Origin of the sequence: Nocardioides speluncae (genome assembly GCF_003121585.1) — a bacterium.
In the GTDB taxonomy this organism is placed as follows: domain Bacteria; phylum Actinomycetota; class Actinomycetes; order Propionibacteriales; family Nocardioidaceae; genus Nocardioides; species Nocardioides speluncae.
The window spans coordinates 225317-239843 of record NZ_QEOO01000001.1; the positions used below are offsets into that span (position 1 = coordinate 225317).

General features: G+C 68.6%; 14 protein-coding genes. 4 read left to right on the plus strand and 10 right to left on the minus strand.

What is annotated here, in order from left to right; all coding sequences use genetic code 11:
• The first annotated feature begins 16 nt into the window (after positions 1 to 16).
• Positions 17 to 940, plus strand: coding sequence for an SUMF1/EgtB/PvdO family nonheme iron enzyme (locus DDV73_RS01145; protein WP_109505404.1), 924 nt, complete (start codon positions 17 to 19; stop codon positions 938 to 940).
• Positions 941 to 1044: 104 nt separating this feature from the next.
• Here the strand turns inward: DDV73_RS01145 and DDV73_RS01150 are convergent, their stop codons facing one another.
• The 4 genes from DDV73_RS01150 to DDV73_RS01165 form a co-directional block, all read right to left on the minus strand.
• Positions 1045 to 2028: a hypothetical protein gene (locus tag DDV73_RS01150; RefSeq protein WP_109505405.1), complete on the minus strand. Its 984-nt coding sequence runs from the start codon at positions 2026 to 2028 to the stop codon at positions 1045 to 1047.
• A gap of 2 nt (positions 2029 to 2030) precedes the next feature.
• Complete coding sequence (locus DDV73_RS01155; protein WP_109505406.1) at positions 2031 to 3665, minus strand: N-6 DNA methylase; 1635 nt, start codon at positions 3663 to 3665, stop codon at positions 2031 to 2033.
• Between the two features lie 104 nt (positions 3666 to 3769).
• Positions 3770 to 4444, minus strand: coding sequence for a response regulator (locus DDV73_RS01160; protein WP_109505407.1), 675 nt, complete (start codon positions 4442 to 4444; stop codon positions 3770 to 3772).
• Positions 4441 to 6030, minus strand: coding sequence for a sensor histidine kinase (locus tag DDV73_RS01165; protein ID WP_206050636.1), 1590 nt, complete (start codon positions 6028 to 6030; stop codon positions 4441 to 4443). The genes DDV73_RS01160 and DDV73_RS01165 overlap by 4 nt, the downstream gene beginning before the upstream one ends.
• Before the next feature lie 122 nt (positions 6031 to 6152).
• Here DDV73_RS01165 and DDV73_RS01170 point away from each other — a divergent pair, with 122 nt between their 5' ends.
• The 3 genes from DDV73_RS01170 (at position 6153) to DDV73_RS01180 (ending at position 8166) form a co-directional block, all read left to right on the plus strand.
• Positions 6153 to 7529 carry a cation:dicarboxylate symporter family transporter gene (locus DDV73_RS01170; RefSeq protein ID WP_109505409.1) on the plus strand — a complete coding sequence of 459 codons (1377 nt, stop codon included), beginning with the start codon at positions 6153 to 6155 and terminating at the stop codon, positions 7527 to 7529.
• A 134-nt stretch (positions 7530 to 7663) separates the two neighbouring features.
• The gene (locus tag DDV73_RS01175) at positions 7664 to 7921 is read left to right on the plus strand and encodes a type II toxin-antitoxin system Phd/YefM family antitoxin (protein WP_109505410.1); all 258 of its coding nucleotides are present in this window, start codon (positions 7664 to 7666) and stop codon (positions 7919 to 7921) included.
• Positions 7918 to 8166, plus strand: coding sequence for a type II toxin-antitoxin system RelE family toxin (locus DDV73_RS01180; RefSeq protein ID WP_109505411.1), 249 nt, complete (start codon positions 7918 to 7920; stop codon positions 8164 to 8166). The genes DDV73_RS01175 and DDV73_RS01180 overlap by 4 nt, the downstream gene beginning before the upstream one ends.
• A gap of 167 nt (positions 8167 to 8333) precedes the next feature.
• Here the strand turns inward: DDV73_RS01180 and DDV73_RS01185 are convergent, their stop codons facing one another.
• The 6 genes from DDV73_RS01185 to DDV73_RS01205 form a co-directional block, all read right to left on the minus strand.
• The gene (locus DDV73_RS01185) at positions 8334 to 9368 is read right to left on the minus strand and encodes an SGNH/GDSL hydrolase family protein (RefSeq protein WP_109505412.1); all 1035 of its coding nucleotides are present in this window, start codon (positions 9366 to 9368) and stop codon (positions 8334 to 8336) included.
• A gap of 24 nt (positions 9369 to 9392) precedes the next feature.
• Positions 9393 to 9791 (minus strand): endonuclease/exonuclease/phosphatase family protein, encoded by a 399-nt coding sequence (locus DDV73_RS28575; RefSeq protein ID WP_338066369.1) that lies wholly within the window; start codon positions 9789 to 9791, stop codon positions 9393 to 9395.
• Positions 9701 to 10336 (minus strand): exonuclease/endonuclease/phosphatase family protein, encoded by a 636-nt coding sequence (locus DDV73_RS01190; RefSeq protein WP_206050638.1) that lies wholly within the window; start codon positions 10334 to 10336, stop codon positions 9701 to 9703. The genes DDV73_RS28575 and DDV73_RS01190 overlap by 91 nt, the downstream gene beginning before the upstream one ends.
• Before the next feature lie 37 nt (positions 10337 to 10373).
• Positions 10374 to 12413 carry a neutral/alkaline ceramidase gene (locus DDV73_RS01195; protein WP_109505413.1) on the minus strand — a complete coding sequence of 680 codons (2040 nt, stop codon included), beginning with the start codon at positions 12411 to 12413 and terminating at the stop codon, positions 10374 to 10376.
• Between the two features lie 155 nt (positions 12414 to 12568).
• Positions 12569 to 13510 (minus strand): porin PorA family protein, encoded by a 942-nt coding sequence (locus DDV73_RS01200; protein ID WP_109505414.1) that lies wholly within the window; start codon positions 13508 to 13510, stop codon positions 12569 to 12571.
• Positions 13511 to 13670: 160 nt separating this feature from the next.
• Positions 13671 to 14519, minus strand: coding sequence for a PhzF family phenazine biosynthesis isomerase (locus DDV73_RS01205; protein WP_109505415.1), 849 nt, complete (start codon positions 14517 to 14519; stop codon positions 13671 to 13673).
• Positions 14520 to 14527: the final 8 nt, after the last annotated feature.

Sequence of the window (14527 nt, forward strand, 5' to 3'; positions counted from 1 at the left end):
GTTAACCTGTCGCGCGATGACATCCGAGGAAAAGCAGTTGCCGGGAGTCCGGCGCTGGTCTGGCATCGAGGTCCGCGCGCTGCGTGAGGCCCAGCGAATGAGTATCCGCGACTTTGCCGCCCACCTCGGAGTCAGCGACCGGATGGTCTCCAAGTGGGAAGCGGGCGGAGGGGACATCCATCCACGACCGGTCAACCAGGCAGCGCTCGACACGTCCCTCGCCAAGGCAGCCGCGGAGGCGAAGGCACGTTTCGCCGTCCTTCTTCGGTCACCCGTCGAATCAGCCCCGGCCGAACACGAGATCGTGCAGGAGACAGCGATCCGGCACGCGGCCGACGGAAAGCTCATGCAACGGGTCGAGGCCGGCGTCCTTCTCTCCGGTGCAGATGACAAGCCCGTCTGGCTCGACGAGTACCTCATCGACGTCTACCCCGTCACCAACGAGGACTACGCCCGCTTCCTCTCGGCCACCAGCCATCCGGCGCCTGTCCACTGGGACGGTGGGAAGGTACCCGCGGGGTCTGACAATCACCCTGTCGTGTTCGTGACGTGGCACGACGCCACCGCCTATGCGGCCTGGGCGGGCAAGGACCTCCCCACGGGCCACGAATGGGAGAAGGCGGCTCGCGGACCCTCCGGCCGGCCATACCCGTGGGGTGACACCGCCAGTCCCGCCAAGTGCAACGTCCGCGAATCCGGCCCCGGAACCACGACCCCGGTCGATCGGTACCACTCCGGCACCAGTCCATATGGCGTCTACGACCTCTGCGGCAACATCTGGGAGTGGTGTCGAACCGAGACCGAACCCGGCCGCCACGAACTCAAGGGCAGCGCCTTTACAAGCTCCTTTACCCGAGCCGCCCCGTCCGCCTTCAACGACGCCTCCGCCAGAATGAACGACGACGACACCGGCTTCCGCTGCGTTGCAAGGCAGACGTAGCCGTGCACAGGCCGGTTCTGGAGTCGACGTGCGGCTGTGTCCGCCGACGGGACTCGCCGACCGATCCGGTCCAGATATCTGATCGGACAGCGTCGAGAAACTTGTCAGCCGCGTAGCTTGCGAGCTCGCTGGTGATAGTCCACAGGGGTGTTGTCCAAAACTCTACTCAGGATCACCCGAAAGAAGCGGGCCGGATCGACCTCCGGGGTGACCAGGTCATGCCTCAGTCGGACGCGCGGGAGCGACGTCAGCTGTTGGTTGACCTCACTGAGGGCAAGCGTTGGTTCGGGTTCGGCGTCGGTGACCACGGGCTGGCCGACCGGTGCAGCATCGTTCGGATCCTCGCCTGGCAACTCGCCACCGTATTCAGGGACGACTAGGGCGACAGCGTGGTAGGCATCGTCCTCACGTCCCAACTTGGTCAGCAGGTCAACGAGCCACGCGGCCTTCTCAGGTGTTTCGTCCCAGCAGGTCGAGCGGAGCGCGTACACGAAACCGCAGGCGGCTTGCGGGTATCGGAGGCGAAGGTTCTTCGCGTCACCGTATGACTCCTCGACACGGTTGGCGGCGTTCTTTCCGAATGACGAGTCCATACGCTTGGTGGAGATCATGATCTCTGGCCCGGTCGACCAGTGACTCATGATGACGTCGACCTGCTTCACATAGTTCTTGCCGAGTAGGTTGGCGCTTGCGCCGACGGTTCCGCCGAACGTTCCACCTTCCTTGACCCGGCTCCAGATCTCCGCCTTGGTTTTGGCGTACTGCGCGTTCGTGAAGTCGATGATGTCGCGGGCGATGATCCGCGGCGCCTGCTCCCGCGGCCAGACTGCATCTGGGTCCAGCCCAGCCCGCCTCAGCTCGTATGCCACCCAGACGTCAAATGCGAGCGCGGGGACGCCGGAGGTGGTGTCCGCGTCGAGCAGTAGGGGAACTCCGAGAAGGCGCGCGAGCGTCTCGTAGTCAGGAACGAAGGTCTCCCGGCCCTCCCATGGGTTGAGATGCCGGAACGGAGCCTCTGTGACGATGGCGTCGAAGAGCGGCCAAGCCTTCTGCTTGGTGGTCGGTTCCTTCGGCTTCTTGTCGGACACGGTCAGTTGCCTTTCGCGCGCGCCGCCCGCCGCGCGGCGAGCTGTGCATGGTCGCGGCGTACAACTGCAATTGGTTTGCTCCCCATGCCGATGCCGCGGACGAGGATGAGTTCGTCGACGAGGGCTACGGCTTCGAGCAGCCTCCCACTGTGAAGCGCGGCTGCGACCTCCGGTCGTAGGTCGCGCAGCGCATCGCGATGCTCGCGAACGAGCGCGGGCGACGGCATCGGCAGATGGTCGGCTTCCTTAGGCTCGATTTTCAGCATGCCGCCGCCGTAGGCCCGGCCGACAGTCTCTGCACCGAGCAGCGTGATGCTGTTCAGACTCGCGATTGGGAGTAGATCCATGCCGTCTCTTCGGACGTCGTCACGGAGGTAGACGCCATGGACAGAGTTCAGGTGGTGCGCGCCGGCGTAATTGGTGCAGAGCCGAGGGGTGTCGGCGTTCATGTACGTCAGCAGCAGATCGGCGGGCCGCACCATTGGCACTCGCCACCACGGCGACCGAACTCGACACTTATAGGCCCGGTGGATTTCGAGGTTCTCGCCACCGCGGATGTATCGCCACGCGGCAGCCGACGGCTCATCCGTTGGGCGGAACAGGTAGGTGGACCGACCCGCCTCGCCGAGATACGTCAAGGACTCCTGTGTCAGGGTCAGCGTCCGAAGATGCCGTGATCCCGGGGGGGAGAGCTGGACGATGTCCGACGGCTCGAGTTTCAGCTCGTCGACCTTGGATGGCGACAGCGTGAAGTACTTGTTGTTGCCGGTGACCATCCCCAGTGTCGTGGCCCCCCACGCGTTGAGCGTCGTGAAGCCATCGTGGCCGATGGCGTGTGTATACGCGGACAGGCCGTCCCGCGACAACATGCCTGCAGACCACTTCGCGGATTTGCTGGGCGGCGTCCACTTTCGGGCAACTGAGAGATCCTCAAGCCCGTCGGCGTTGTGCACCTGAAAGAGGTTCATGTGCTCTGCGCCCCGCTCGCCAGCCGGAGTGTACCCGTCTGCCAAGAGCAAGACTGCCTCGACATCAACGCCCGGAAAGACCCGTTGCTCGAACAGGACGAGGGTGATATTGGCGAAGTGATCAAGCAGGAACTGGCGCACGGGTGCCGCGTAGTTGACCGACAGCAGTTCTGCTGGCAGCACTAGTCCGAGCCGCCCGCCAGCGCGCAGGTGTAGCGCAGAGTGGATCGTGAACGCGGCCCACGAGGCAGCCAGCCTGGTCAGGTTGACACCGGCGCGTAGGGCGGCCGTCCGCGACCTTGTACGGGTCTCGCCGCTCCAGCCCTGGTAGCGGACGTATGGCGGGTTTCCGATTACGACGTCGTAGGAGCCAAACTGGTCGTGGAGAAAGAAGTCGCCCGCGTGGATCTCGGCCTTGATTCCCTCGGCTTTGAGTGTGTGTTCGGACTTCGCGGCGGACGCTGCGTGTAGCTCAACACCGACCAGCCGCCCTTTGTGCTTGCCGTGGCGACCAACCTCGTGGAGGAAGACGGCTTCACCAGACGAGGGCTCCAAGACGTCGTCACCAAGACTGCGGACAGCCCATTCAGCGATGAAGCGCGCGACTGGCGTAGGGGTGAAGTAGGCGCCGCGGGCCTTGCGCAGTTCAGCAGAATCCCCGGGCAGCATGTCGCCATCTTGCCGCACAGGTGTTCGACGCGGTGGTAGCGGCTCACCCAAGGGGTCAGAAAGCGTCAGGCGACCGAGCCTGGGCGGTGGCCAGGGCAGCGCGGCTACCGCTTGCGCCAGTGGTACTCCACCTCGGGGCGGCCGCCGCGGCCGTAGCGGGACTGGCGGTCGGCGAGGCCGGTGTCGGCGAGGTGCTCGAGGTAGCGGCGGGCGGTGACGCGGGAGGCGCCGACCGAGGTGGCGACCTCCGACGCGGACAGGGCAGCACCCTCGCGCAGCAGCGAGGTCACCGCCTGCAGGGTGTCCGCGCTGAGGCCCTTGGGCAGGTCGGCGGTGGTGGTGCGCAGCAGCCCGAACAGCTGGTCGACCTCGCCCTGCACCACCTCGGTGCCGCTCGCGCTGAGCCGCGAGCGGTAGGCGGCGTACTGCTCGAGCTTGGCCCGCAGCCCGGCGAAGGTGAACGGCTTGAGCACGTAGTGCACCACGCCCTGGGCCACCGCCCGCTTGACCACCTCGACGTCCCGCGCGGAGGTCACCGCGATGACGTCGCAGAGGTGGCCGTCGGCGCGGATCCGCTGCAGCAGCTCCAGCCCGTGCACGTCGGGCAGCCGCATGTCGAGCAGGATCAGGTCGACCGGCCCGGCGGCGAGCAGCCGCAGCGCATCCACGCCGGAGCGAGCGATCCCGGCCACCTCGAAGCCGGCGACCCGGCCGACGTACTCGGCGTGCGCCTGGGCGGCGATCGCCTCGTCCTCGACCACGAGCACCCGGACCGTCATCGCGGCACCCGGACCTCGAACAGCGCGCCGCCGAGCGGCGAGCGGGAGGCGTGTACGTCGCCGCCGTACCGCCGCGCGACCTGGCCGATCAGGGCGAGGCCGAGACCGCGGCCGAGCGAGGCGTCGCCGCGCTTGGTGGACCAGCCGCGCTCGAAGATCTTCTCCTCCGCGCCGGGCGGTAGGCCGGGGCCGGAGTCCGCGACCTCGACCGCGAGGCCGGCGCGATCGCAGACCACCGAGACCTCGACCCGACGGTCCCCGGTGACCGTCGCCGGCTCCGCGCTGGCCACCGCGTCGATGGCGTTGTCGACCAGGTTGCCGAGCAGCGTCACCATGTCGCCCGAGGCGACGAACAGGTTCTCGACCTTGGTGGCCGGTGAGACCATCAGCTCGACGCCGCGCTCGGCGGCCTGCGCGGTCTTGCCGAGCAGCAGTGCGGCGACGACCGGGTCGGCGACCGAGTCGGTCACCTGGTCGGCGAGCTGCTGCGCGGCGGCCAGCTCGGAGGTGGCGAACTCGACCGCCTCCGGCCCGCGCCCGAGCTCGATCAGCGAGACCACGGTGTGCAGCCGGTTGGCGGACTCGTGGTTCTGCGAGCGCAGCGTCTCGGCCAGCCCGCGGACGGTGTCCAGCTCGCCGGAGACCGCGCGCAGCTCGGTGTGGTCGCGCAGGGTCAGCACCGAGCCGAGCACCCGCCCCTCCCAGACCGCGGGCGCCTGGTTGACCACCAGCACCCGGTCGCCGACCAGGTGGATCTCGTCGGGCGACGTGCCCTCGCGGACGGATGTCAGCAGCGACGTCGGCAGGTCGAGCTCCGCGAGCGGCCGGCCGACGACGTCCTCGGGTACGCCGAGCAGCCGGCGGCCCTCGTCGTTGACCAGCTGGATCCGGCCGTCGTCGTCGAGCAGCACCAGCCCTTCGCGGACCGCGTGCAGCACCGAGTCGTAGTACTCGTACATCCGAGTGATCTCCTGGGCGCCCATGCCGTGGGTCTGCCGGCGCAGCCGCCGGCTGATCAGCCAGGCGCCGGCGGCGCCCACCGCCAGCAGCGCCAGCGCCGCCGGCACGATCGTCAGCAGCCGGTCCCACAGCGCGGCCTCGATCTTCTCCAAGGTGATCCCGACCGAGACCATCGCCACGACCTCGTCGCCGTCGAAGACCGGGACCACCGCGCGCATCGACGGGCCGAGGGTCCCCTTGTACTCCTGGGTGAACACCTCGCCCTCAGGAGCGTCGCCGAGGTCGCCGATGAACTTCTTGCCGATCTCGCTGGGGGTCGGGTGCGAGTAGCGGGTGCGGTCCATGGCCATCACCACGACGAAGTCGGTGCCGGTGTCGCGGCGTACCCGCTCGGCGTACGGCTGGATCACGTCCGACGGGACGGCGTCGTCCAGCGCCTGCAGCACCGAGGGCGCGTCGGCGACGGCGAGGGCGACCGCGGTGGACCGGATCTCGGCGTCGGCGCGGTGGTCGCGGCGTACCTCCAGATAGGCGAGTACGACGGACGCGGTGACCACCGTGAGCACGATCAGGGTCTGCAGCAGGAACACCTGCTGCGCGACAGAGCTCCGCCAACGCCTACTCACCTCAGTGATTGTGCCGTCTCCGGCGCATCACGAACTCAATGAACGAAAGGGTGACCCCGGTCACATTGCTCAACACCATGGTCGAAGTCCCTAGTAGCCGCCCCTGCCGCCGGAGGAAGACCATGAGCACCACAGCCAGGACCACCAGGCCCAGAGCCAAGGACCGCACCCACTACCTGTACGTCGCCGTGATCGTCGCCGTCCTGCTCGGCATCGCCGTCGGCTTCGCCGCACCGAGCTTCGCGGTGGAGCTCAAGCCGATCGGCACCGCGTTCGTCAGCCTGATCAAGATGATGATCGCGCCGGTCATCTTCTGCACCATCGTGCTCGGCGTCGGCTCGGTGCGCAGCGCCGCGAAGGTCGGCCGGGTCGGCGGCCTCGCCCTCGGCTACTTCATGGTGATGTCGACGTTCGCGCTGGCCATCGGCCTGCTCGTCGGCAACATCCTCGACCCGGGCAGCGGGCTGAAGCTCGACCCGGCGGACGCGGCCACCGCCAACGAGACTGCGGCCGAGGCCGGCCACGAGTCGACCACCGACTTCCTGCTCGCGATCATCCCCGACTCGCTGGTGTCCGCGCTGACCTCCGGCGAGGTGCTGCAGACGCTGCTGATCTCGCTGCTGATCGGCTTCGGCCTGCAGGCGATGGGCCCGGCCGGTGAGCCGGTACTGCGCGGGGTCGGCCACCTGCAGCGGCTCGTGTTCCGGGTGCTGACGATGATCATGTGGCTGGCGCCGCTGGGTGCCTTCGGCGCCATCGCCGGCGTCGTCGGCGAGACCGGCCTGGACGCGCTCAAGAGCCTCGCGGTGATCATGCTCGGCTTCTACGCCACCTGCGCGGTGTTCGTCTTCGTGGTCCTCGCCCTGGTGCTGCGACTGACCAGCGGGGTCAACCTGTTCTCGCTGCTGCGCTACCTGGGCCGCGAGTTCCTGCTGATCGTGTCCACATCCTCGTCCGAGTCGGCGCTGCCGCGGCTGATCGCCAAGATGGAGCACGCCGGTGTGGACAAGCCGACCGTGGGCGTCGTCGTACCGACCGGCTACTCGTTCAACCTCGATGGCACCGCGATCTACCTGACCATGGCCTCGCTGTTCATCGCCTCGGCGATGGGCAACCCGCTGAGCATCGGCGAGCAGATCTCGCTGCTGCTGTTCATGATGATCGCGTCGAAGGGTGCTGCCGGGGTCACCGGCGCCGGCCTGGCCACGCTCGCCGGCGGCCTCTCCTCGCACCGCCCGGACCTGGTCGACGGCGTCGGCCTGATCGTCGGCATCGACCGGTTCATGTCGGAGGCCCGCGCGGTCACTAACTTCGCCGGCAACGCGGTCGCCACCGTCGTCGTCGCCAGCTGGACGGGCGGCCTGGACAAGGTGCAGATGCGGAACGTGCTGGCCGGCAACGACCCGTTCGACGAGACCACGATGGTCGACGACCACGCCGCTCCAGCTCCGGAGGCCGCGCCGGAGCCGGTCTCGGTCCGCAAACTCGAGCCGGCATAGCCGCTCCGCCCGCCTCAACCTCCGCGGGGACGTCATACGATCCGGTCGCCACGACTGTCGATCCGTATGACGTCCCCGCGGACGTCCATGCGCGGACGCCTTACATAACCGGCAAGTGTCTGTACACTAATTGCATGTCAGCCACTTATCCCGTCACCGAAGGCCGTGCCCGGTTCGGGCAGCTGGTGCGCCGGGCCTCCCACCGTCGTGAGCGGATCACGATTACCGACCACGGCCAGCCGGCGGCGGTGCTCATCAACGCCGAGGAGCTTGCCGACCTCGAAGAGGCGAACGCGGTCCTGGAGTACAAGCTGCGCCGGGCACTCGGTGACACTGCCGAGGGTATTCCGAGTGCCGAGGCGCGACGGCTGGTCTTCGGCGACGACGCGTGAGCCCCACCGTTGTCTGGGAGCCGAAGGCGCTGGCGGCAGCCCATCGGTATGCCAAGGACGACCGGGAAGGCGTGCTGGCCGCCTTCGACGCCGCCGATGCGTTAGCGGACGAGCCGCACCCGCCGGGTTCATTCTCTTATGGGGAAGGTTTGTACCGCCTGCGGGTCGGTGACTATCGAGTTTGGTACGACGTGCGCGAAGCCGTCGTCGAGATCGTCGTCTTCCACCTCGGACGCACGCGCTAGTGGGCATCTCCGGAAGTTCGTCGAGGGTCTGAGTGGTCAGGGTGCGTGCAGCGCAAGGCGTCGGAGGGAGGCGGGCCGGTGGCCCGTCGACCGACGACAACGCAGCGATGTGCGTGCCCTGGCCGCTCAGACCCCGACGAACTTCCGGAGATACCCACTAGTGACCACTAGTCGGTCGGCACCAACTCGTCGGCGTGCTGCCGCGCCCAGCGTTGCTTCCTCAGCTCGGCCGAGGTGTCGGCGCCAGCCGGGGCCTTGCGCAGCGACGTGTTCGTGGACGTCGACAGGCCGAGTGCCTTCAGCACCAGCTTGCTGATCGCTCGCATGCCGGCAGCGTTCGGGTGGTACGAGACGCCGGCGAACAGGTCGGTGGACTGGCCTCGCACCCAGGCGGCGTCGCCGGCGCAGGCGTCGTGGCCGAGCGCCGGGCCGTAGGTGTCGACGTACAGCGCGCCCTTGCGGGTGGCCGCCTGCCGCATCACGGTGTTGAGCTTGCGGTTGAGGTAGTCGGCCCACGCGTAGTCGCCGTCGGCGAACGGGACCACGTCCGGGCAGTAGCCGGTCGGCGGCAGGATCCGCGGGTAGCCGACCAGGACCACCTTGGCGGCGGGCGCGCGCTCCTTGATCAGCGCGACCGAGCGCTCCAGGTTGCGGCCGGTGTTGTTCAGGGCCGCGGAGAGGGTGTCGATGCCGTTGATCGTGTAGTGATCGCGGCACGGCGATCCGGTCGGGTCCTCGTCGCGGTAGTCGCCGCAGCCGATCACCGAGCCGAAGACGGTGTAGTCGTTGCCGCCCATCCCGAGCGTCACCAGGTCGGTGTCCAGGGTAAGCGCCTCGAGCTGCGGCGCCTGCGTCGTGAAGTGGAGGTCGGCGGTCGGCGTCGGCTGCGACTGGGTCAGGTTGGTGGTGTCGGCCGAGGAGCAGCTGACGTCGTTGAAGGCGCCCGACTTGTAGTAGAGGCCGAGGTCGGTGGCCAGCCAGGCCGGGTAGTTGTTGTTCGAGCGGAAGCACCAGGTGCTGTTCCACGGGATCAGCGGGCCGGCAGTGTAGGAGTCGCCCATCGCGACGTACTTCTTGTACGACGGCACCGCGGCCGCCGTCAGTCCACTGGCGGTGTCGGGGGCCGCGCTGGCGGGAGCGAGTAGGCCAGCGGTCAGGCCGAGGGCGGCGACGGTGCCGGCCAAGAGGGTGCGAGTGTTCATCGTGGTCTCCTGCGGGACGGCCGGTCAGCCGGCAACGGGGTAGTGGTCGGAGTAGTCGCGGTAGGTGGTCCCGCCCGACTCCCACGGCGGTGACTGCGGTGTCAGCACCGTGTTGGTTCTGGTGGCCGGCTTCGCGTTGGCCCGCCGGTAGAGGACGTAGTCGAGCTGCTCGGGCTGGTAGCCGGCGTACCGGCTCGCGGCCACCGAGTTGGTCGACGGGTCCCAGCTGTACGGCGCGCCGGCGTACCTGGTCGGCGCGACGGTGCCGGTGAGCGCCAGCATCTGCGCGTACTCCGGCGAGGTCCTGACGACGTTGAGGTCGCCTGCGACGATCACCTGCTGCCCGGCGGGATGTCCTGGGCGTCGAGGAACGCGTTGAGCTCGGCGAACTGCGAGGCCCGGACCGCCGCGGCGTCGCCGCACAGCGAGTCCTCGGCCTGGGCGTGGGTCCCGACGACGTGCACCTTCTGGCCACCGACGTCGAGAACGGCGTACACGAACCCCTTGTTGGAGAACCAGTCGGCGCCGCAGCCCTTCTTGTAGACGTACTGGACCTGCCGCCGGATCGGCCACTTGCTGAGGATCGTGACGCCACCGTCCTCCGGGGTCAGCCAGGAGAACGCGCCCTGGGTGTCGTCCCAGCCCGACGTGGACCGGCCGAGCACCGGCGTCTGGTGCGGGTACCGGTCCGACAGGCCGGTCTTGATGGTGGTGGACGGGCCGTTGTCGAACATCTCGGAGAGCACGACCACGTCGTAGCCCTCCAGGTACGGCGCGCTGGCGAGCAGGCCGGCGCGGGTGCCGTTGCTGAGGCCGCCGATCAGCTCCGGCAGCAGCATCACGTTGCTGGCCAGCACCTTCACGCGCGGCGGGGTGACCGTCGTCGCGCCGGCCGGCGCGGCGTTAGCGGTCGTGGTGAGGAGGCAGGCGGCCGCGGCAAGGCAGGCCAAAGCAGAGCGAGCACGCATGGTGAGTCGCCTTCCGGGTCTGTCGGGTCAGTCGAGGTCAGTCGACGGTGAACAGGGGCGAGGTGCCGGAGATCGGCGAGATGTTGCCGAGCAGCCCGCGGGCGTCACCGAAGTAGCGGATCCGGTAGAGCCCGGCCGCGGCGTTCTGCGGGATGTCCCAGGTGATGGTGACCTTGGATGCCGCGACGCCGTAGCGGGCCCAGCGGAACTTCGTCGACCAGTCGCCGTCGTCGTGTACGCGCACCCACTGCCCGTCGACCTTGCGTTCGACGGTCAGGTAGGTGCCGCCGTGCCGCAGATTGTTGTTCGGGTGGGCGCCGGCGAAGACCACGCTCACCTGCTGGCCCCTGGTGTACTCCGCCGCGGGCGCGGTCAGCACGTCGCCGAAGCTCTTGAACAGCGGCGGCGCGTCGAGGACCACGTTGGCCTGCAGGGTCGGCAGCTGCTCGTGGGTGCGGTCCCGCTCCTTCTCGCCGAGCGGCAGCGTGGTGCCGTCCTTCATCAACGTCGCCAGCTCGCTGCTGACCTGCATGAACGCCGGCAGCTCGTTCTTGCCGAAGATCGTGCTGGCCTGCTCGTACTGGTTCGCGCCGTACTCCTCGGGCGTGGTCAGGTAGTGGCTGTAGGCGTTGGCGTAGCCCTGCACCAGCACGTGGTCGAGGTCGGCGCCGACGATCTCGGCGACGGTCTGCCGAAGCCGGAGACCGGACACGATCGTCACCTCGGCCGGGATGCCGATCAGGTAGAAGTCGCCGATCCGGACCAGCTGCACCGGCAGCTTCTGCTGGACCATGCCGAGCGTGCCGACCGGAAGCAGGATCTCCTTCGGCGCCTGGCACGCCTTCAGCGCGGGGCTCGCGGTGTAGAGCAGGCCGGACACGAGCGCCGCGATCGGGTTGCTGCCGTCCAGGCCGGGCAGGCCACCGCCGCCGTCCTCGGTGCTGCCGCCGGCGAACTGGCTGCCGAGCGCGGCGTCGCAGGTGTGACCGGGCTGGCCGTCGGGGGTGAACTCGCCGCGGACGGCGACGTCGCTCATGTCGACGTACACCAGGCGGGAGTCGATGCCGCCGCGGACCGGGTCGTTGCCCTCGGCGTTCTTGGCGGCGTTGTACATCCGGGTGCCGATGATCCGGGTGTTCTCGAACTCGTCCTCGGTCGGCCCGCTGCTCGGCGCCAGGTTCAGGTTGGGCGACATGTCGCCGGCGTTGGTCTGCGCGAACGACGCGACGAAGTCCGGCCGCTGCTGGGCGAGGTAGTCGACGCCGCGGACCTGCCGCTCCCAGTGGTACGACGCGTACCCCTTGTTGTCCGGGCTGATCAGCGTGTTGCCGGTCGACATGCTCGTCGCGTGCACCGGGAACCAGTTGATGATCCCGTCCAGCCGGCCGCTGCGGTGCACCTGCAGCGTGGTGCTCAGGGTGTCGGTCGCGTTCGGGAAATGCGCCTTGTCCGCGGCCGGGTTGAGGTCGAACGCCGTCCTCGCGCGGTTGACGTTGGCGTTGGTGAGGCTGTTCTGCGAGAGGGTCAGCTGCGCCGGCGCCAGGTCGGCGTCCGCCTTCACGATCGAGTCGACGATGCCGTCGACGATCGCGTTCAGCGTCTTGGCGTGGTGGCCGAGCGTGGTGACGTTGTAGAGCGTGTGGTGCGAGTAGCCACCGGGACCGGCGTGGGTGTGGGTCGCGGTGAGCATCACGTTCTGCTCGTTGTAGCGGCTGCCGAAGCGCTCGTCGAGGCGGGCCAGCACCTTGTCGCGGACCGACTGGAAGATCATGCCGACGTCGGCGGTGACGTGCACGATCCGCTGGCCGCTCTTCGGGTCTGCGATCACGAACGCCCGCGACCGGGGCCGCAGGTGCAGGCCGGTGGTGTTCTGGGTCAGGTCGGCGTAGCCCATCATCCCGGTCTCGGCCGGCTCACCGGTCGAGTCGGAGACGCCGCGGCCGACCAGGTACGTCGTACCCGTCTCGGCCGCGGCAGCTCCAGCGCTGCTGGCGTTCAGTCCCGGCACGGTGGCGGTCATGGTGATCGTGACCGCCGCGGCCGCAACTCCGGCCAGCGTGGTGTTGATGCGCCTCATCGAGATCCCTCCGGTAGCACCGCACGCCCTCCCATGAACGCGCGGTTCCACAGAGAATGACCTCTGTCACATCGATCGGTCAATAGTCTTGGTCAAACGACCGACTATTTGGACAGTGGCTGTTGCCAGGTCGGCGGCCCTGTCGGTGGCGGGCGTCAGTGGGTGGCAGCGGCCTCCCTCTCGTAGCTGAGCGCGGCCTGCTCGTCGTCCGGACGGCGCAGCAGGAGCAGGGCGCTGGCCAGCAGCAGCAAGGCGCCGGCGCCGTACCCGATGATCGGCACCCAGGTCTGCGCGAGCACGATCTTGAGGCGGTTGCCCTTGCCGTCGCTGACGTTCTGGGCGACGGTCTCATCGGTGTAGGACAGCTTGTTCTCGGCCAGCAGGTCGCCGTTCTCGAGGGTGCGGCGGCCGTGGGTCTCTACGTCGATCACGGCGCCGGTCGCCGGCTCGACCCAGAAGGTGCGCACCAGTGTGTAGAGCCCCTGGATGCCGTCGGTGACCTCGGCCGGCTCCTCCTCGAAGGAGACCTGGTAGCGGTACGTCGGTAGCCCGTCCACGTCCTCCTCGCCTTCGTAGGCGGCGGTGACCGGCGCCTCCAGCAGGTCCTCGTAGTACTGGTAGTCCTTCTTCTTCGAGTTGAACGGCCACTTGCCGAGCAGCACGGCTGGGCGCGCCTCGATGTCGTCGCGGACGTACTCCGGGTCGTCCACCCCGGCGGCGGTAAGCCGGTCGGTGGCGTAGCCGACCTCGTCGGTCTCCAGGACCCGGCTGTCCGGCTCGTCGTAGGCCTCGCACTCGGGGACCTCGTCGCCCTCGAGCTTCATCACGCAGGTGCCGTCGCGCATCACCACGACCTCGTCGTCGGAGCGCTCGGTATCGGCCTTGGTGTAGTTGGTGGCCCGGATCTCCTGCGTGGTCAGACCCTCGGGACCGTCGGTGGTGAGGGTCCCCTCGAGGATGTTCTTGACGTCGACGTCGGTCGGCGTCTTCAGCAGCTTGGGTACGGCGTACACCTGCGCAAGTACGGCGGTGACAACCAGGAATGTGCCCAGTAACAGGGCCGCGCCGGCAAGTGTGCGCGCGCGTCGAGACTGCATGTCGGATCGCTCTCCCTCCGCGGCCGAAGCCGCGTCCTCCCTCTTAGATGAGCTATCCCACGGCTCATCGCGATCTCCCGAGGATGGGCCTCAGCATGCGTCGGGGGCAAGGGTTTCCTGGCAGATTTCTAGAATCTGTTCCAGTTTTGGCCGTCTGTCGTCAGTTGGGAATGGCGACGCCCGCGCCGGAGACGGTGATGGTCGGCTCCGCCGGGTCGATCGCGACGCTGAGCTCGCTCTGCTGCCCCATGTCCTCACCCTGGCTGATCGTCAGCCGGGTCGGCTCGGTCACGGCGCCGAGGTCGCGCAGGTAGCCGCCGAGAGCGGCGGCCGCGGCACCGGTCGCCGGGTCCTCCACCACACCGCCGATGGGGAACGGGTTCCGGGCGTGCAGCCGGGTCTCGTTCTCGCGCCAGAACAGCTGCACGGTGGTCCAGCCGCGGTCGGTCATCAGTGCCTTGAGCGCCTCGAAGTCGTAGTCGAGGTCGGCCAGCCGCTCCCGCGACCCGGCGGCCAGCACCAGGTGCTCGACGCCGCCGAATGCGACGTGCGCTGGGTACGCCGGGTCCAGGTCGGTCGGCTGCCAGCCGAGGGCGGCGAGCGCCTCGGCGAGGTCGCCGTCGCTCGCCGCGCGGGTGCGGGTGGCCACGCTGCGCAGGCTCGCTGTCAGCACGCCGTCTGTGTCGTCGCTGCGCTCGGTGCCGACCTCGATCGGCCCGACGTTGGTGTCGAAGACCAGCGGGCCGGCGCCCTCGCGCTCGGCGATCGCCACGGCGGTCGCGATCGTGGCGTGACCGCAGAAGTCGACCTCCGCCAGGGGGCTGAAGTAGCGCACGGCGTACCGCCGTTCCCCGCTCGGGACCGCGAACGCGGTCTCGGAGTAGCCCACCTCCGCTGCGATCTGCTGCATCTTCGCGGCATCGAGGCCGCCGGCGTCCAGGACGACGCCCGCAGGGTTGCCGAGCGCCGGGTCGGTCGTGAACGCGGCGTACCGCAGGATCTCCGTCATCCCCCGAG

Coding starts and splice junctions, on each gene's coding strand:
- DDV73_RS01185 (WP_109505412.1), bottom strand. CDS start 9,368: ATGAACACTCGCACCCTCTTGGCCGGCACCGTCGCCGCCCTCGGCCTG.
- DDV73_RS01205 (WP_109505415.1), bottom strand. CDS start 14,519: ATGACGGAGATCCTGCGGTACGCCGCGTTCACGACCGACCCGGCGCTC.
- DDV73_RS01160 (WP_109505407.1), bottom strand. CDS start 4,444: ATGACGGTCCGGGTGCTCGTGGTCGAGGACGAGGCGATCGCCGCCCAG.
- DDV73_RS01195 (WP_109505413.1), bottom strand. CDS start 12,413: ATGAGGCGCATCAACACCACGCTGGCCGGAGTTGCGGCCGCGGCGGTC.
- DDV73_RS01200 (WP_109505414.1), bottom strand. CDS start 13,510: ATGCAGTCTCGACGCGCGCGCACACTTGCCGGCGCGGCCCTGTTACTG.
- DDV73_RS01190 (WP_206050638.1), bottom strand. CDS start 10,336: ATGCGTGCTCGCTCTGCTTTGGCCTGCCTTGCCGCGGCCGCCTGCCTC.
- DDV73_RS01175 (WP_109505410.1), top strand. CDS start 7,664: ATGTCAGCCACTTATCCCGTCACCGAAGGCCGTGCCCGGTTCGGGCAG.
- DDV73_RS01170 (WP_109505409.1), top strand. CDS start 6,153: ATGAGCACCACAGCCAGGACCACCAGGCCCAGAGCCAAGGACCGCACC.
- DDV73_RS01145 (WP_109505404.1), top strand. CDS start 17: ATGACATCCGAGGAAAAGCAGTTGCCGGGAGTCCGGCGCTGGTCTGGC.
- DDV73_RS01155 (WP_109505406.1), bottom strand. CDS start 3,665: ATGCTGCCCGGGGATTCTGCTGAACTGCGCAAGGCCCGCGGCGCCTAC.